This window comes from Roseofilum acuticapitatum BLCC-M154, from assembly GCF_030068475.1.
Taxonomy (GTDB): Bacteria; Cyanobacteriota; Cyanobacteriia; order Cyanobacteriales; family Desertifilaceae; genus Roseofilum; species Roseofilum acuticapitatum.
Window position 1 is genome coordinate 1 of the sequence record NZ_JAQOSP010000129.1, and the last position, 15,884, is coordinate 15,884.

The following is a 15,884-nucleotide window of genomic DNA, read 5'->3' on the forward strand; positions in this document are numbered from 1 at the left end:
ATGAAAATTTGTTAAGAAGCGGGCAAGATGCCCGCACTCCTCGAATTCTTTGATATGACTGGAGTGGGAGCATCTTGCTCCCTGGATTTTTAATTAGGGTATTTCCGCTTCGCGGACATGAATAAGCGAACTTGATATCAAATCCTTCCAGATTTTAGCACAGATCCCTCTTTAAATCCCAAATTATCCTCCACTGACCGGAGGAATTAAAACCACTTCATCACCAGATTCTAAGATGCGATCGCCCTCTACAAACTGTAAATTAATCCCAAACCGGGTTAGGGGTTGCCATGGCGCTAAGTGCGGATATTGGGCAATCATGCGATCGAGGATAGCCGAAACCGGAGTCTGGGGGGGGAATTCCCAGGAAAGTTCAGGGACACCATAGGCTTCTTGATAAATGGCAAAGAGCTTGATGGTGACAGAAATAGAGGAGGTAGCCATGGTGTTAAGCGACAGTTAAAGACATTAAATCATCGCTCATTTCAAAATTGGGGGTAACATTTTGAATATCATCTAACTCATCCAGAGCATCTAATAATTTAAGTAGCGATCGCGCAATATCTTCTTCCTTCACCTCTACCGTCATACTCGGTATCCAGCGCAACTCTGAAGTCAGAACCTCCAGTTTCCCCTCCTGTAAGGTTTGCGCCAAGTTTTGCAGATTTCCCACTTCAGTAAACACTTCTACCGTTGCTTCATCCTCCGGATCTTCCACCCATTCATAGGTTTGCGCTCCCCCTTCCACCGACACTTCTAACAACTGATCCTCATCTACTCCCCCCATCAGTCGCACCACCCCTTTTTGGGCAAACATCCAGCTCACACATCCCGTTTCCCCCAAATTGCCCCCATTTTTATTAAACGCTTCCCGTAGATCCGCCGCCGTGCGGTTGCGGTTATCCGTGAGCGCTTCGATCAGGATCGCCACACCACCCGGCCCATATCCCTCATAACGGATAAACTCATATTGGTTATTATCAGCTTCCCAAGTGCCAGCTCCTTTGGCGATCGCCCGATCGATATTATCATTGGGAATTCCTGCCGCTTTCGCCTTCTCAATTGCCGTCCGCAGTTGAAAATTCCCCGCCGGATCGGAGCCACTGCGAGCCGCCACAATAATCTCCCGCGACACTTTCGTAAACACCTGGCCTCTTTTGGCATCTACCCGTGCTTTCTGACGCTTAATATTGGCCCACTTACTATGTCCTGCCATGATCCGGTTTAGGGATTGAAGAATTTAACTTTTTTTTCAGCGTTTCATTCTAACAGCTTTAACCTATCGAATCAACCCATTTCCCGCTATTAGGGATTTTTCAGCCTTTGCACCACTTCTAGTAACTCCCTGGGTTCTGAGAGCAAGAAATCCGGCTGATACTCTGATAAAATCTCTGGCAAGTGAAAGCCCCATCCCACCGCGATCGCCTTAATGCCAATTTGATGAGCCGCTTGAATATCCCGCACTTCATCCCCCACATAAGCCACCTCTTCTAGAGTCCAACCTCTTTTTTTGATTAGCCTCTTAATCCCTCGACTTTTTCCCAATAGATTTAATTCTGATTCGATAAACTCAAATTGATAATCTAAACGATGATTTCTTAAAAAAATTTTGACATTCTCTCGTCCATTCGAGGTCACAATTCCCAAGATATGCCCTTGATTTTTTAGCTCTTCTAATACTTCTGCCATACCCTCAACTAAGTTCAGAGTATCAATCGCCTGATTCATTTCCCGTCTTAGCCGCAGCATCAGAAAAGGTAATTTATACCAAGTTACCCCCACTTTTTTGAGGATATCTTCAGTAGAATTATTTCTGAGCTGATGGAGTTCTTCTGGAGAACTAGAACTATAGCCAAATTCAGGGGCAAGACCATTGGTAATTTCAACCACCAGATCTAAGGAGTCTGCTAATGTACCATCAAAATCAAAAATTAAATGTGGAGTATTAACCACCACAATCATAAAAGGATATAGGGATAAGCCTTGAGGATAACACAAGAAAAGTCAGGATCGATCGCTCAGGGTAGAAGACTGGCTCTGAGTCAGGGAAGCGGGAGTAATTTTCAGGGGAGTAATGGGCATCCACTTAAAGACGCTTGTCTTATCCGCTTCTTGGGAGATGTAAATGGGATAGAGGCGATCGAATTCCTCTTGAGTCAACTCTAGGGAAAACTTATGCAGGGTATAGACTGTGGGCAGATTATAGCCCTTAGAAATCCTTTGGGATAATTCAGTGCCTAGGGATAAAAAGCGATCGCTCTCAAGGGCTAAATCCAATTCTTCCTGAATTCCCCGCATCGCTGCTTGTATAGCTCTCTCCCCAGGTTTGAGCTTTTCCGAGACTCCCGATAGATTGCGTTTGCGGGTTTCACCCTTATCTAGGATCTGATAGGCTTCACAGATTTGTAGCTCGGCTGGCAGATAAGCTACCCGCACGCAAGCCACTTGAATATAGCGAATCCCCTCTTGGATCACCGACTCTCCTGATTGAATTTCTTGTTGGAGTTGTGCGATTGTCCGTTGCATGATTTTACCTCTAACAATGTTTAAAAGCCCGAAAATGGGCTAGTTTTATCTGATGGCACTACTTCTTCTATTGTACTTCCATCTTTTGCACGTCTAGAACAGACAAAACAGGAGTATTTAACCAAAGGTTATGGGAGATATCAATAAGAATTAAGATTTGTTTTATAAATCCTCTATGACCCTAGAAATCTTCTGTTTTCAGGGAGACTACCTATGTTAAACTACGGATTTAGGACTAATGTACGGTGACCAGGGGCGTAGAAAATGGAAACGGCTGCTATGAATCAGAGTTTAGTTTCTCCAGAGTGCGATCGCTATCCTCAGTTTCCAGAACCTCTACAATTAGGGGTAATGGCATCAGGGAGTGGTAGTAATTTTGAGAGCCTATTAGAGGCGATCGCCGCCGGGAAACTCCATGCCCGCATCAATGTCCTCGTCTACAATAACCCAGGGGCAAAAGTCGCCGCTCGTGCCCAACGTTGGGGTATTCCGGCTATCTTACTCAACCACCGAGACTACAAAAAACGGCGGCCAGAATTTGATGCAGCCATTGTCGAAACCTTAAAAGAACATGGTGTAGAATGGGTAATTATGGCGGGATGGATGCGTATTGTCACCGAAGTTCTTCTCAGTGCTTTCCCTAGTCGCGTCATCAACATTCACCCCAGTTTATTACCCAGTTTTCGGGGCATTCGCGGAATAGAAGAAGCCTTAGAAGCCGGAGTAAAAATCACGGGATGTACCGTACATTTAGCGGATTTAGAAGTGGATACGGGGCCAATTTTGGTGCAAGCTGCCGTTCCCGTACTACCCCATGATACCGCCGAAAGCCTACATGCGAGAATTCAAGTCCAAGAACATCGCATCTTACCCCAGGCGATCGCCCTAGCTGCCCAAAAATACGGTTAATTAGCGGGCGAGATCCCAATGTTTAAGATTTACACGAACGATCAGTATAATAAGAAAAAACCCTGATAGATTGGCCATGGCTAGTCCCTGGAAAACCCCAATAGCTGCGTAAAAATGACAATGGATGAGCGAGAGAATCAACAGGCATTTGCATTAAGTGGCGATCGCCACCGGGAACCCGATCGATTACACACCCTAGAAAAGCTTGGCCTGCTCGACAACAGCAGCGTACCCATCTTTGAAGAAGCCACCCAAACCGTTGCCCACTATCTCCAAGTTCCCATCTCCATTCTAGGCATTGTCGATCGCCAAGTTGAATGGCTGAAAGCCGCCTTTGGCCTCTCCCGTCTGGGACTCATGAACGACTTAGCCACCCAACGCTCCATCCCCGTACCCCACTCCCTCAGCCATCACATCGTCGAAACCCGCAAAAAATGGCTAATTACCGATTTAGCCAAAGATCCCGAACTGAGCCAAAGCCTACTCTATCAAGAATATGGCATTCGCTCCTATTTAGGCATTCCCCTGATCATCTCTGAAGGCCACTGCATTGGAGCCTTAGCCGTCCTCGATCTCGAACCCCACACCTTCAGTGCCCAAGACATTTCCTATCTAGAAATGACCGCTCGCTGGAGTTTGAGTGAATTTGAACGAGCCTATCTCCTGAAAATCCCCTCCAACCAAAGTGGATTAGTAGGAATTAGCCCAACCCCTTCAAGATATCCTGCCTCAGAAACTGCCCCACAGGATTCTGCTCCTGCTCCAGCAGTACGCAGCAAAAACAAACTCCTCAATCAACTCAGTCAAGAACTGCGTACCCCCCTCACTTCCGTCCTAGGGATGGCCAAAATGCTGAATACGGAAACCTACGGCCCCCTAACCCCAAAACAAAAAGAATACATGACCATTATTTACAATAGTGGTCAAACCCTACTCTCCTTAATCAATCAAATCTTAGAATTAGCCGTTCTTGATGACCTCACCCCCCCCTTAAAAATCAAGCCGGTTGATGTGGAAATGCTCTGTCAGCAAGCCACCAGTCATTTAGAACCCTTAGCTGAGGCTCTAAAGCAACAAATTCGTATATCCATTGAACCCGGAACCCGCATCTGGAATGTAGATAAAATTTTAGTGCAACAAATTCTTTACCATTTGCTCGCCAGCGTCATCGAAGGGGCAGCCGCAGAAAGCACCATTCGTCTTCATGCCTTCCATAAGCAAGAGCAACTCCATTTTTCCGTTTGGATTTCCCATCCTTGGCTTGGGGAAGGCATTCCTAACCCAGAGGAGGTGAAACGCTGGTTTGAAAAACAACCATTGAGTGGCTCAAGCCCAAACCCAGAACTGCGCGATCGCCATTCAGTTTTTTCTCAAGTACCAGCCTATGACTATAGCCCATCCGATCGCCTAAATCAACCTCCCTCCAGATCAGAAACCTCAGAAGATCAAGGAGAGGCTTCTACCAGTTTCAAAACTAAAATGCAGTTTCTGCGTTTAGAGTTAAGTCTCAATTTAGCTCAACTCCATGGAGGAACCTTAGAGCTACAAGGTAGGACTGCGGCTAATTATCGATATATCGTCCGCTTGCAAGACTATCTCTAGCTCTATCAGTCCACCTTTTCTGGTGTCCGTTGTAAATACTGGAAAATCAGTTCTGCTGCCAGTTCATTCCCCGCAATATTCCAGTGGCTATCATTGGGTTTGTAGAGGGTTTCCATTTCTGAATAGCCTTGAAAGTAGGGGAGAAGGTCAAAATAAGTAATTTCCGCTTGAGTAAGTTCTTCTTGTAGATATTGATTGGGTAAAGTAAAGTCAAAGTCCTCTAGATTCATTTGTTGGGTATCAATCACTTTGGCTTGCAGATTGGGGTTAACTTGCAGTTCATCAGGAATGAGAATCACCAGCAATTCAATATTTTGGCGATCGCACAATTCTTTGATTTCCCTGAGATATCTCATAGATCCCCTAACTTTCGATTCTAATTCAGAATTATTGACCTTAAATAAATCACTTCTGGAGATTTCAATTTTCAGATATTTATCATCCGTTAGAGTCGGCTGATTATCCTGATATTCCTGGTTACCATGAATCACTTTACCTTCATAGCTATTCTGAAGATCGATGATGAATTTGAAAAATGAGACTACATAAGAATAAGACCAAATACTCCGTTTAGAATCTTCAAAATCATTACCAATGAAAAAACTGAGGATGACTCGATCGGGATTTAAAGCTAATCCTTCCTTCACCAGGAGAGCTAGATAATCTTTGGGGGAAAGGTTAGGGATTCCCATATTAATGATTTCCAGTTCATAATCCCGTTGTTTAAGTTTCTCTTCTAAGCGAGTATAGTAATTATAATCATAGGGAACGACACCATAAGCGAAAGAGTCTCCAATACCCAAAATTCTGTGAGTATTTGGATCTTTTTCCGTTTGAAATTCTACATCTTTGAAGCCCTGAGAATTCAAGCGAAAGTTATATTCAGGAGCTAAGGGTTGACCGCGAAAGCGATTATAGGAATTATCATGAAAAATAAAACTGGGATTAAAGTAATTGTAGATTCTGAATATAATTTCTGTGAGTCCTAGGGAAATCAAGAGAATTAAGCAAAGGTTAGCAAAAATTTGACTGGCTTTCTTGAATTGCATTCGTCTGAAAAAAATACCCCTATTAGGATAGCACGTTAAACTGATATCGCTCTGGGATGGGGGAGTGGGGGAGTGGGGGAATGGGGGAATGGGGGCATTTTGTATTCCCTATTATTCATCGGTGACTTCAATATCTAGACTAAAGTCCGTGGGCTGGGTGGCGACGACATCAATTTTATAAACGCCACTTTCGGGAACTTGAGAAGTCCAGGAGACTAAATCATAAGCTTCTTCTATTAGCTCTCCTGTGGGATAGCGGATATTGAGGGTAACTCGACCTTCAATTACCTTAACTTGCATAATTTGGTCTTTTCTGACTCTCACTAAATAGCGCTGAATTTGCTGGCGATCGCTCTGACTGTTGATTTCTATTCCCGTGGTTCCCGGTGCAAATTGAACGGTTTGGCTGTTGATTTCCGGTTCGGGTGTCGGTTCGGGTGTCGGTTCCGGTTCGGGTTCTGGAGTTGCTTCCGGTTCAGGTTCGGGTTCCATGGGAAGATTCAACTGTTCAATATCTAGTTGATAATCGGTTTCCTGTAAGCCTCGCAGGGGCGTTACGATAATGGCATATTCTCCAGTGAGGGGAAACTCTCCTTCCCATAATGAAATATCTGTGGCGCGATCGTCGATCGCCTCTCCTTCGGGAGTCATCAGCGTCATCAGTACCCCATCCCCAGAAATAAACATCGAAAAGCGATCGCCAGCTTGAGCCGAAATCAGATAATATTGCACTTCATCAGCTTTGAGCGATCCTTCTACTCTCGTCACTTCCCCCGGTTCAACCGTTAACCGTTCTTGATAAGTCGTGGGTAAACTAGGCGGTTGAGGGGTTTGGATCGGGGTTGGAGAGGGAGAGGGTGAAGGGGATGGAGAGGGGGATGGAGATAGAGAAGGAGTGGGAGACGGAGAGGGTGAGGGTAAGGGAGACTCTACCCCAGGATTAACCGTTTCTACCCTATCCTGACTTAACCAAGCACTCACCACCATCCAAGAGGTAATCCCAGCAACCAAAGCAACGATCGCCCCAATGATCCAGATTTTGGTATAAGAATCTGGTTCTGGGGAGATGGGGGGATGGGGAGATGGGGAGATGGGGGGATGGGGAGATGGGGGAGTCAGAGATTGGGTTTGCAACTGAGACAGGGGAGGGGGAAGGGTTGCACCACCAAGGGCTTGTAAAATCCGATCGGCACTTTGCAGGCGATCGCCCGGTTGCTCCGCTAACATACGCTGCAAAACCTGGGTAAACTGGGGACTCAGAGCAGAACTGGGGATGCTCCAACTCAGGGTATGCGGATCGAATAACTCCCCCGGTTCCTTCCCCGTCAATAGCACCAACACCGTCACCCCTAGGGCATAAAAATCACTACTCGGATAGGCTAACCCCATCTGAATTTGTTCCCTAGGGGCATATCCGACCTTACCCACCGTTGTCGGCATACTTCCCGGTTCACTACACAACTCAGTCGCCAGTTCTTTAACCACCCCAAAATCGATCAAAACCGGCAACCCATCCCGTTGTCGCCACATGATATTATCCGGAGAAATATCGCGGTGAATGACTCCTTGAGAATGGAGATAGCCCAAAACCGGCAAGACTTGGGTGAGAAAAACCTTAACTTCATCTTCCGAAAACACCTGTCCCCGTGCTTTGCGCTCATCGAGTAAGGTGCGATAGGATTTGCCTTCTACATAATCTTGAACCAAAAACAAGCGCCCTTCTTCCTCAAAATTGGCTTGAAACTTAGGCACTTGGGGATGTTGCAGTTTGTAGAGAATGGTGGCTTCCCGTTGAAATAACTCCTGCGCCTTCTCTAACCCTTGGGTATTTCTGGCACTAGGGACAAACTCCTTAATGGCGCACAGCTCATTAAAGCGCCCCAAATCTTCTGCCAAGTAGGTACAGCCAAACCCTCCTTGACCTAAGAGTTTCACTAACCGATAGCGATGTTGTAGAATCAAACCCAAGGGTGATGACATGGCAGACCTTCCCACTCACAACTAAAAACCGGATCTGGCGATCGCACTCTTTATATCTGGTTTCATCCTAACTTTAACCAATCCCGATAGTTTTTATGCGGCTAACCTAGAGATCGACAACAAACTGAGAATTGGGCTACAGACAAGCCTCGACCATCTGCCAAAACGTTAATCAACCACCTTAACCCATCCATTTTGCAGAGCTTCAAAAATGCGTGCAATTACCGTATGTTGTTCCTTAGTTAAGACAGGTTCCGATTGTAGGGTACGCAGCAGCAGTTGCTGATCTAAGGATGAGATTCGCCCACGGGCAAATATTTGGGCTAAGACTTGCTCTAGGGTGAACTCAGAAAAAATAGCTTCAGCAGGCATGGGATCGGGTTGAACTCTATAGTTTGAGTATCTTCCCAAAGCGGGGTTCTCGCCGTGACGCTACCGAATTGTACCGGTGATTTACTGAAGAGTGAACGGGTGATCGAGATCGCTCGATGGAGGTTCTAGGGAAATTTACCGCAGGGGGTAGGGAACTTCTAACCCATGGTCAATCATGATTTGGGTATTGGCCATGATATCTGTTGTTGGCCCATCGGCAATCAGGTGGCCAGAGTCGATCAGGAGGGTGCGGGAGGTGACTTCTAGGATTAAGTCTAGGTCATGGGAAGCGATGAGGAGAGTTTGTGGGGAAGCTTGTAGGAAGTTAATTAAACGTCGTCGCGATCGCAAATCGAGATTAGCGCTCGGTTCATCATAAACGATCGCTTGGGGATGCATAGATAACACTGAGGCGATCGCCACCATCCGCTTTTGTCCCCCCGATAAATGATGGGGAGGGCGATCGGCTAAGTCGGTGACTCCAGTTAAGTCTAACGCCTTCTGGGTGCGTGATTTGACCTCATCAGGAGACAGGCCCATATTTTCCGGGCCAAAGGCTACATCATCCCATACAGAAGCCGAAAAGAGCTGATCGCTAGGATTTTGAAACACTAACCCCAGTTCTGGCCGAAACTGTCCCACCTCCACCGACTCACCCCAGAGCTGAACCTCTCCGCTTGTGGGGGATAAGACTCCACACAAACAAAAAAATAACGTCGTTTTTCCCGCGCCATTGGGGCCAATTAACCCCACCCGTTCTCCTTCCCCAATGGTGAAATTCAGGTTTTCCAGGACATGGGGTTGGTCAGGATAAGAGAAATTCAGATTAGAAACGGCGATCGCGATCGTCCGTTCAGTCTCCAAGGCTTGAGTCATCATCCAATTCAAAATTTGGGTAATGGGTAATAGTTTATCTCCTTGTCCCATCCCCCCATCCCCCCATCTGATCTATGATCTTCACATCCTCTTGCAGATGATATCTTAACCAAGCCTATGACTCTACGGTGGAATTCCTTTTCTACTTTACTCAGTACAACCCTCTTGGTTGCGCTTAATTGGGGATGCACACCCCAAACGCCTCAAGACTCTTCTGTTGCTCCTGCTACGGAAACCATGCCTTTTGTCGCGGTGACTCAGATTGTCGAACATCCTGCTCTTGATGCTACCCGTGATGGCATACAGGATGAGTTAAAAGCAGCCGGGTATACGGCTGGAGAAACCTTAACCTGGAAGTGGGAGAGCGCCCAAGGATCGCCTGCGACTGCGGCTCAAATTGCCTCGGCATTTGTGGCGGAAAAACCGGATGTGATTGTGGCGATCGCCACCCCATCCGCACAAGCAGCCGTTTCTGCTAGTTCCGATATTCCCGTGATTTTTAGCGCTGTCACCGATCCAGTGGGTGCGAAATTAGTAGAAAAACTCGATCAACCGGGCGGTTTAGTGACGGGAGTGAGCGATCTATCTCCCATTGAGAATCATGTGTCCTTAATGCAAGAAATTAACCCCAATCTGAAGACCATTGGGGTCATTTATAATGCTGGAGAGGTGAATGCAGTCTCCTTAGTCAATTTGCTCAAAGAACAAGCCCAAGCCAAGGGGTTATCGGTAGTAGAAGCAACAGTGGCTAACTCTAGTGGTGTGGCGACGGCTGCCCAAAGTTTGGTCGGCAAAGCGGATGTGATTTATGTGCCTACTGATAATACGGTGGTTTCAGCTCTCGAATCGGTGCTTCAAGTGGGAATTGATAATAAAATTGGTGTTTATTCTGGGGATACAGATTCTGTAGAGCGGGGAGCGATCGCCAGTTTAGGATTTGATTATTATGATGTGGGGCGACAAACGGGTAAACAAGTTGTCCGAGTTTTGCAAGGAGAATCTCCTGGTAATCTCTCCGTAGAATCGGTCGATACCCTGAACCTCTATGTTAATCCCAAAGCGGCTGAAGCCATGGGTGTAACCCTTCCGCAATCGGTGATCGATCGCGCCGATACCGTGGTTAAATCTGAAGAGGAATCCACGGATTCCGCTACTGAATCAGAATAAGATCTAGTCCTGTTATCCTAAAAATGGGGATAATTTGAACCCCAAATTATTCCCATCGAGCATCATTTTAAATTTTGAATTTTTAATTGACATGACTGTTACTGCCCTCCTAGGAGCCATTGAACTCGGTTTACTCTATAGTCTCGTTGGTTTAGGTGTTTATCTCTCGTTCCGGATTCTGGACTTTCCTGATTTAACAGTTGATGGCAGTTTTCCTCTAGGAGGAGCTGTAGCAGCGAGTTTAATGGTCAATGGAATTCATCCTCTCATGGCTACGGCAGTGGCGATCGCTGCTGGGGCAATTGCCGGAGCTTGTACCGCTTGGCTAACTGTAAAATTTAAGATCCTCAATCTCCTCTCTAGCATTCTCACCATGATCGCCCTTTATTCCCTGAATCTGCGGATCATGGGTCGTCCTAATGTCCCCCTTTTGGGGGAATTCACCCTCTTTAGTCCCCTGAATCGCCTCCCTTTGCCCCGTCAAGTGGTGATTCCGGTGATTTTGGTCATCATTGTCATTTTGGTCAAAGTCTTCCTAGATGCCCTTTTAGCGACGGAATGGGGCTTGGCCCTCAGAGCCACGGGAGCCAATCCTACCATGGGCCGGGCCCAAGGGGTGGATACTGGCATGATGATTATTATTGGTATGGCTTTAAGTAATGCTTTGGTAGCCTTTGGGGGGGCACTCTTTGCCCAGATCTACGGGTTTGCCGATGTGACCTTGGGAGTAGGAACGATTGTGTTGGGACTGGCAGCCGTGATTATTGGCGAAACCTTTACCCCTGGAAAAACTGTATTTCAAGGCACATTGGGCGTAATTTTGGGGGCTTTAGTCTATCGCTTGGCGATCGCTGTGGCTCTGAATGCTAATTTTATCGGACTTCAGGCCCAAGATTTAAATCTGGTTACGGCTGTATTAGTGGCGATCGCCCTCATTTTACCCCAAACTCCCCTCAAACCCTGGTTCAAAGAGCAACTGAGCAAAATGCGATCGTAATCGCAACAATGTTTAAGGGGTGATGCCATTCACCAGGACTAAACCCCTGGTCTTTCCGGACACAGAATCAACGGTTCGGGTTGCATTCCAGAGATCTTCGGTCGTTACCCAAACGGGAGGATACTTATACCGGGCGACATCAAGAATTAAGAAGCGATCGCTCTGCTCATGATAAGCTGCTACTGGGGAAATATGGCCCCCTCGCTCCTGTTCAATGGACTTTCGCAGATAATTCACCAATACAAAATTATTCGGCTGCTGCAAATTGTCTACTATCAACTGGCGGAATTCTTCTAAACGGATATCTCCACCATGATAAATATCCGTCTTCAGGGGATAACGAGCCAAAAATGCACCTAACTCTTCTAGAGTCATACCTTGTCTGGCGATCGTTTCTTTTGTGATCACCTCATCGGTTTGAGTATTAAAAATATTGTCTTGTGTAAACATCTGCCGACCATATTCTGGGGCATCGGGGGCTTCAATGCCCAAGGCATTGAGCAGCATCACCATACTGGCTACCCCACAAAAGGCTTGATTTTGCTGGGTTTCAAAGTGAATACTTAAAGGGATATAATCTTGCCGGGCGCGACTTTCAATTAAGAAGGTTTCCCCAGAAGATGAATCAAACTCAATCAGCCGTTCCGCAATGGGTAGGGTTTGGGCCAGGGTTCTGCCACTGAGCAGAATAAGTGCGAATACCAACAGAGAGGGGAGTTTCCGGGACATGATTCTAAGGGGGCTGCGATCGACTGATCTTCATTAAACCCGAAAAATAAAACCCTTAGCTGAAACAGGCACAATCGTGTTATGCTAGAGCGCAGACCCGGACTTATGCAATTACAACGCCCAAATCTTGTCAGGACCGGAAGGTAGCAGCAATACGGGATGCTTGTAATAGGCGTAAACTCCGGGTCACCCCGTGTCAGAAGAGGTTTCAGAGATGCCAGGTCTAGGAGATTTCGTTAAGAAAGCGTTCTATATGGGAGTTGGGGTGGCATCCTATGCAGGGGAAAAGGCCGGAGAGGCGATCTCCGATTTGCGTCCCCAAGCCCAAAAATTAGCCAATGAAATGGTAGAGCGCGGGGAAATCACAGCCGAAGAAGCGCGGCGCATGGTAGAAGAAATTGTGAATCGCGCTCAACAGCAGGTGAATGAGCAAGCCACCGAATCCAATAATGCACCAGAAACACCAAAAGAACCTCGTCGCATCGAAATTTTAGATGATGATGAGCCAGAAACACCGACAGATGAAGTTCAAGTCAGTCAACTGCGAGATCAAGTCAATCAACTGAAAGAGGAACTTAAGCGTCTTCAGCGAGAATAAGTAGGCTATGGAAGATTGGGAAAAAGAATGGCAGAATCTGTGTGAAAGCTTTACTACTGGAGTTGAGCAATTTTTTAGGGAAGTTGAGGAAGAACTAGAAGAGTGGGTTGGTGAGATGGCAGAAATCACCCTTGAGATGGCAGAAACCCTCGACGACTTGCTCTTTGGAGATCTGGAAGCCTACTTAAATGAATGGTTAGATCCGATTCAACCCCCCCCACTAGAGTCTAGGGAAGAGGATCGAACTTACAATCCTTTTGCAGATCTAGAGGAATTCTCGGTCAATCCTGAACATCAAGCTTGTGTAGGATGTCGTCATTACCATGGACAAGTTTATGGGGGAAATTTGTTGGTTTGTGGAATGCATCCTTATGGGCCAGAAGATTCTTCTTGTCGAGACTGGGAAGGAAGGGAAGATCGTTAAGGTTTATGAACGTTGTAGAGTTTTACTCTGAGTTTCTCGGATAATCTTGATTCCTCCTCCTAAGACAATTATGGCAAGGATCAATCCCATGATTAAGTCGGGGAAACGGGAATGAAGAAGAGTGACGAGAATGCCTGCTATCACCACACCGAGATTGGCAATTACATCATTGCTCAAAAATATCCAACTGGCTCGCATATGAATGTCTTGATGACGATGTTTAGCCATCAAAAATAGACAGAAGACATTAGCGATCAAGGATAATAGAGCGATCGCGATCATTAAACTAGATTCTGGTTCAACCCCAAAGAAGAATCGCTTCAATACATTGACTAAAGCGAAACCCGCTAAAGTAATTTGAAATATTCCGCTATACAAAGCTGCACGGTTTTTTTTCCCTTTATTTTTGCCGATCGCATAGAAGGAAATCCCAAAGACGGCAGCATCAGCAAAGTTATCCAGGGAGTCCGCCACTAGGGCAGTCGATCCGGCAATAATACCGGCAATCATGACGACAAAAAACATCAGAGCATTAACCATAAGTAAGACAGTTAAAACCTGGCGCTGTGCTTTATTTTTTGCCTCAAATTGACATCCACACTCGCCCATAGTCTCTCCTCAATAGCCATAATTACTTATTCAAGTTCTCTAGGATCATTCTTAAAGAATTATTTCATTCAGGTCAAACCTAAGCCCTTGAGTTTTACGCTTAATCTTAGTTGAAATCCTACCACAATGGAGATAACCCATGAAGCTTGCTTACTGGATGTATGCTGGCCCAGCTCATATTGGCACACTTCGCATTGCCAGTTCGTTTAAGAATGTCCATGCGATTATGCACGCTCCCCTTGGGGATGACTATTTTAATGTGATGCGATCGATGTTGGAGCGAGAGCGGGATTATACTCCAGTTACGGCTAGTGTAGTGGATCGGCATGTATTAGCCAGAGGATCTCAAGAAAAAGTGGTGAATAATATTGTCCGCAAAGACAAGGAAGAGCATCCCGATCTGATTGTTCTGACTCCGACTTGTACCTCTAGCATTCTGCAAGAAGATTTAGAGAATTTTGTGGAACGAGCGACGTTAGATGCACAAGCGGATGTGATGTTGGCGGATGTGAATCATTATCGGGTGAATGAGTTGCAAGCGAGCGATCGCACCCTACAGCAAGTTGTGCAATTTTACCTTGATAAAGCCAGAAAACAGGGAACGCTGCCCGAAGGAAAAACGGAGAAACCTTCAGTAAATATTCTGGGAGTGACGACATTAGGGTTTCATAATCAACATGATTGCACTGAGTTAAAGCGCCTGATGGTGGACTTGGGAATTGAAGTTAATGAAGTGATTCCCGAAGGGGCATCGGTTAAGAATCTCAAAAATTTAACCCGTGCTTGGTTTAATTTAGCACCTTATCGGGAAGTGGGGTTAATGACAGCCCAGTATTTAGAATCTGAGTTTGGGATGCCCTATGTAGATATTACGCCGATGGGAGTAGTCGAAACAGCTCGCTGTATCCGCAAGATCCAGCAAGTTTTGAACGAGCAAGGGGCTGATGTGAACTATGAAGAGTTTATTGAACATCAAACCCTGTATGTTTCCCAAGCGGCTTGGTTTTCTCGCTCCATTGACTGTCAGAATTTGACGGGTAAAAAAGTGGTGGTGTTTGGCGATAATACCCATGCGGCGGCGATGACCAAGATTTTAGCGCGGGAAATGGGTGTGCATGTGGTTTGGGCGGGAACCTATTGCAAATATGACCAAGAGTGGTTCCGGGAACAGGTGAGCGAATATTGCGATGAGGTGATTATCAGCGAGGATAATGGGGAAATTGGGGATGCGATCGCCCGCGTGGAACCGGCTGCTATTTTTGGCACACAGATGGAGCGGCATGTAGGAAAACGCTTGGATATTCCCTGTGGCGTGATTGCGGCTCCTATCCATATTCAAAATTTCCCCATTGGCTATAAACCGTTTATGGGCTATGAAGGAACCAATCAGATTGCTGATTTGGTCTACAATTCCTTTACTCTGGGTATGGAAGATCACTTGCTGGAGATCTTTGGCGGTCATGATACCAAAGAAGCGATTCACAAGGGGATTTCAGCCGATTCCGATCTGAACTGGACAAAGGATGCAAAAGTAGAGCTGAACAAGATTCCTGGCTTTGTGCGGGGTAAGGTGAAACGGAATACGGAGAAATTTGCCCGCGATCGCGGTTTGGATGAAATTACCATTGAAGTGATGTACGCTGCCAAAGAAGCGGTGGGTGCATAGGGAGATATTGACTAGAAATAGCGCACCCGCACAAAGAAACCGGGTTTCTGGTTCTACCTCGATAGGAGGCAAGATCCCTAACAGAAACCCGGTTTCTAGACCGTTTAACCGGACATCATATTACTTTATCTGAGCAAACTTACTACTTCCTGCTAGAAGTTGTCGAAAAACAAGGTTTGATATCAAGTTCGCTTATTCATGTCCGCGAAGCGGAAATACCCTAATTAAAAATCGAGGGAGCAAGATGCTCCCACTCCAGTCATATCAAAGAATTCGAGGAGAAATACCCTAATTAAAAATCCAGGGAGCAAGATGCTCCCACTCCAGTCATATCAAAGAATTCGAGGAGTGCGGGCATCTTGCCCGCTTCTTAACCAATT

Annotated in this window: 17 protein-coding genes and 1 other RNA gene; 8 read left to right on the forward strand and 10 right to left on the reverse strand. The window is 46.1% G+C overall.

What is annotated here, in order from left to right; translation table 11 throughout:
- Positions 1-183: 183 nt before the first annotated feature.
- The 4 genes from PMG71_RS20355 to PMG71_RS20370 all read right to left on the reverse strand — a co-directional run bounded on the left by PMG71_RS20355 (position 184) and on the right by PMG71_RS20370 (position 2,526).
- A complete protein-coding gene (locus PMG71_RS20355) occupies positions 184-444 on the reverse strand; it encodes a MoaD/ThiS family protein (RefSeq protein ID WP_283755560.1) in 261 nt (86 codons plus the stop codon).
- A gap of 4 nt (positions 445-448) precedes the next feature.
- Positions 449-1,216 carry a YebC/PmpR family DNA-binding transcriptional regulator gene (locus PMG71_RS20360; RefSeq protein WP_283755561.1) on the reverse strand — a complete coding sequence of 256 codons (768 nt, stop codon included), beginning with the start codon at positions 1,214-1,216 and terminating at the stop codon, positions 449-451.
- A gap of 89 nt (positions 1,217-1,305) precedes the next feature.
- Positions 1,306-1,953, reverse strand: coding sequence for an HAD-IA family hydrolase (locus tag PMG71_RS20365; protein ID WP_283755562.1), 648 nt, complete (start codon positions 1,951-1,953; stop codon positions 1,306-1,308).
- 51 nt (positions 1,954-2,004) lie between these two features.
- The gene (locus PMG71_RS20370; protein WP_283755563.1) at positions 2,005-2,526 is read right to left on the reverse strand and encodes an NUDIX hydrolase; all 522 of its coding nucleotides are present in this window, start codon (positions 2,524-2,526) and stop codon (positions 2,005-2,007) included.
- 279 nt (positions 2,527-2,805) lie between these two features.
- On the opposite strand from PMG71_RS20370, the gene purN reads away from it, so the two are divergent.
- Both purN and PMG71_RS20380 read left to right on the forward strand, forming a co-directional pair.
- Complete coding sequence (purN, locus tag PMG71_RS20375; RefSeq protein ID WP_347179352.1) at positions 2,806-3,435, forward strand: phosphoribosylglycinamide formyltransferase; 630 nt, start codon at positions 2,806-2,808, stop codon at positions 3,433-3,435.
- Between the two features lie 114 nt (positions 3,436-3,549).
- The gene (locus PMG71_RS20380) at positions 3,550-5,037 is read left to right on the forward strand and encodes a GAF domain-containing sensor histidine kinase (protein ID WP_283755565.1); all 1,488 of its coding nucleotides are present in this window, start codon (positions 3,550-3,552) and stop codon (positions 5,035-5,037) included.
- A gap of 5 nt (positions 5,038-5,042) precedes the next feature.
- On the opposite strand, the gene PMG71_RS20385 is transcribed toward PMG71_RS20380, so the two are convergent.
- The 4 genes from PMG71_RS20385 to PMG71_RS20400 all read right to left on the reverse strand — a co-directional run bounded on the left by PMG71_RS20385 (position 5,043) and on the right by PMG71_RS20400 (position 9,365).
- Positions 5,043-6,086 carry an SGNH/GDSL hydrolase family protein gene (locus PMG71_RS20385; protein WP_283755566.1) on the reverse strand — a complete coding sequence of 348 codons (1,044 nt, stop codon included), beginning with the start codon at positions 6,084-6,086 and terminating at the stop codon, positions 5,043-5,045.
- A 111-nt stretch (positions 6,087-6,197) separates the two neighbouring features.
- The gene (locus PMG71_RS20390; protein WP_283755567.1) at positions 6,198-8,066 is read right to left on the reverse strand and encodes a serine/threonine-protein kinase; all 1,869 of its coding nucleotides are present in this window, start codon (positions 8,064-8,066) and stop codon (positions 6,198-6,200) included.
- A gap of 168 nt (positions 8,067-8,234) precedes the next feature.
- Positions 8,235-8,438: a hypothetical protein gene (locus PMG71_RS20395; protein ID WP_283755568.1), complete on the reverse strand. Its 204-nt coding sequence runs from the start codon at positions 8,436-8,438 to the stop codon at positions 8,235-8,237.
- 135 nt (positions 8,439-8,573) lie between these two features.
- Positions 8,574-9,365 carry an energy-coupling factor ABC transporter ATP-binding protein gene (locus PMG71_RS20400; RefSeq protein ID WP_283755569.1) on the reverse strand — a complete coding sequence of 264 codons (792 nt, stop codon included), beginning with the start codon at positions 9,363-9,365 and terminating at the stop codon, positions 8,574-8,576.
- Between the two features lie 66 nt (positions 9,366-9,431).
- Here PMG71_RS20400 and PMG71_RS20405 point away from each other — a divergent pair, with 66 nt between their 5' ends.
- Complete coding sequence (locus tag PMG71_RS20405; protein ID WP_283755570.1) at positions 9,432-10,481, forward strand: ABC transporter substrate-binding protein; 1,050 nt, start codon at positions 9,432-9,434, stop codon at positions 10,479-10,481.
- Between the two features lie 91 nt (positions 10,482-10,572).
- On the forward strand, positions 10,573-11,478 hold the full coding sequence (locus PMG71_RS20410; protein WP_283755571.1) for an ABC transporter permease: 906 nt from the start codon (positions 10,573-10,575) through the stop codon (positions 11,476-11,478).
- 12 nt (positions 11,479-11,490) lie between these two features.
- Here PMG71_RS20410 and PMG71_RS20415 read toward each other — a convergent pair whose 3' ends face one another.
- On the reverse strand, positions 11,491-12,207 hold the full coding sequence (locus PMG71_RS20415) for a phytochelatin synthase family protein (RefSeq protein WP_283755572.1): 717 nt from the start codon (positions 12,205-12,207) through the stop codon (positions 11,491-11,493).
- A 94-nt stretch (positions 12,208-12,301) separates the two neighbouring features.
- Here PMG71_RS20415 and ffs point away from each other — a divergent pair.
- From ffs to PMG71_RS20430, 3 genes are all read left to right on the forward strand, one after another.
- Positions 12,302-12,398, forward strand: an RNA gene (gene ffs, locus PMG71_RS20420) — signal recognition particle sRNA small type.
- A 23-nt stretch (positions 12,399-12,421) separates the two neighbouring features.
- Positions 12,422-12,805 carry a phasin family protein gene (locus PMG71_RS20425; protein WP_283755573.1) on the forward strand — a complete coding sequence of 128 codons (384 nt, stop codon included), beginning with the start codon at positions 12,422-12,424 and terminating at the stop codon, positions 12,803-12,805.
- Between the two features lie 7 nt (positions 12,806-12,812).
- Entirely contained in the window at positions 12,813-13,229 is a 417-nt protein-coding gene (locus tag PMG71_RS20430; protein ID WP_283755574.1) for a hypothetical protein, read from the forward strand.
- A 3-nt stretch (positions 13,230-13,232) separates the two neighbouring features.
- On the opposite strand, the gene PMG71_RS20435 is transcribed toward PMG71_RS20430, so the two are convergent.
- On the reverse strand, positions 13,233-13,838 hold the full coding sequence (locus PMG71_RS20435; RefSeq protein WP_283755575.1) for a cation efflux transmembrane domain-containing protein: 606 nt from the start codon (positions 13,836-13,838) through the stop codon (positions 13,233-13,235).
- Between the two features lie 139 nt (positions 13,839-13,977).
- Here PMG71_RS20435 and bchB point away from each other — a divergent pair, with 139 nt between their 5' ends.
- The gene (gene bchB, locus PMG71_RS20440; RefSeq protein WP_283755576.1) at positions 13,978-15,504 is read left to right on the forward strand and encodes a ferredoxin:protochlorophyllide reductase (ATP-dependent) subunit B; all 1,527 of its coding nucleotides are present in this window, start codon (positions 13,978-13,980) and stop codon (positions 15,502-15,504) included.
- Positions 15,505-15,884 lie beyond the last annotated feature (380 nt).

Excerpts from the sequence above, each read along its gene's own strand:
- PMG71_RS20355 (WP_283755560.1), bottom strand. The coding sequence starts at position 444 with ATGGCTACCTCCTCTATTTCTGTCACCATCAAGCTCTTTGCCATTTAT.
- PMG71_RS20360 (WP_283755561.1), bottom strand. The coding sequence starts at position 1,216 with ATGGCAGGACATAGTAAGTGGGCCAATATTAAGCGTCAGAAAGCACGG.
- PMG71_RS20370 (WP_283755563.1), bottom strand. The coding sequence starts at position 2,526 with ATGCAACGGACAATCGCACAACTCCAACAAGAAATTCAATCAGGAGAG.
- purN (WP_347179352.1), top strand. The coding sequence starts at position 2,806 with ATGAATCAGAGTTTAGTTTCTCCAGAGTGCGATCGCTATCCTCAGTTT.
- PMG71_RS20380 (WP_283755565.1), top strand. The coding sequence starts at position 3,550 with ATGACAATGGATGAGCGAGAGAATCAACAGGCATTTGCATTAAGTGGC.
- PMG71_RS20385 (WP_283755566.1), bottom strand. The coding sequence starts at position 6,086 with ATGCAATTCAAGAAAGCCAGTCAAATTTTTGCTAACCTTTGCTTAATT.
- PMG71_RS20390 (WP_283755567.1), bottom strand. The coding sequence starts at position 8,066 with ATGTCATCACCCTTGGGTTTGATTCTACAACATCGCTATCGGTTAGTG.
- PMG71_RS20395 (WP_283755568.1), bottom strand. The coding sequence starts at position 8,438 with ATGCCTGCTGAAGCTATTTTTTCTGAGTTCACCCTAGAGCAAGTCTTA.
- PMG71_RS20400 (WP_283755569.1), bottom strand. The coding sequence starts at position 9,365 with ATGGGACAAGGAGATAAACTATTACCCATTACCCAAATTTTGAATTGG.
- PMG71_RS20405 (WP_283755570.1), top strand. The coding sequence starts at position 9,432 with ATGACTCTACGGTGGAATTCCTTTTCTACTTTACTCAGTACAACCCTC.
- PMG71_RS20410 (WP_283755571.1), top strand. The coding sequence starts at position 10,573 with ATGACTGTTACTGCCCTCCTAGGAGCCATTGAACTCGGTTTACTCTAT.
- PMG71_RS20415 (WP_283755572.1), bottom strand. The coding sequence starts at position 12,207 with ATGTCCCGGAAACTCCCCTCTCTGTTGGTATTCGCACTTATTCTGCTC.
- PMG71_RS20425 (WP_283755573.1), top strand. The coding sequence starts at position 12,422 with ATGCCAGGTCTAGGAGATTTCGTTAAGAAAGCGTTCTATATGGGAGTT.
- PMG71_RS20430 (WP_283755574.1), top strand. The coding sequence starts at position 12,813 with ATGGAAGATTGGGAAAAAGAATGGCAGAATCTGTGTGAAAGCTTTACT.
- PMG71_RS20435 (WP_283755575.1), bottom strand. The coding sequence starts at position 13,838 with ATGGGCGAGTGTGGATGTCAATTTGAGGCAAAAAATAAAGCACAGCGC.
- bchB (WP_283755576.1), top strand. The coding sequence starts at position 13,978 with ATGAAGCTTGCTTACTGGATGTATGCTGGCCCAGCTCATATTGGCACA.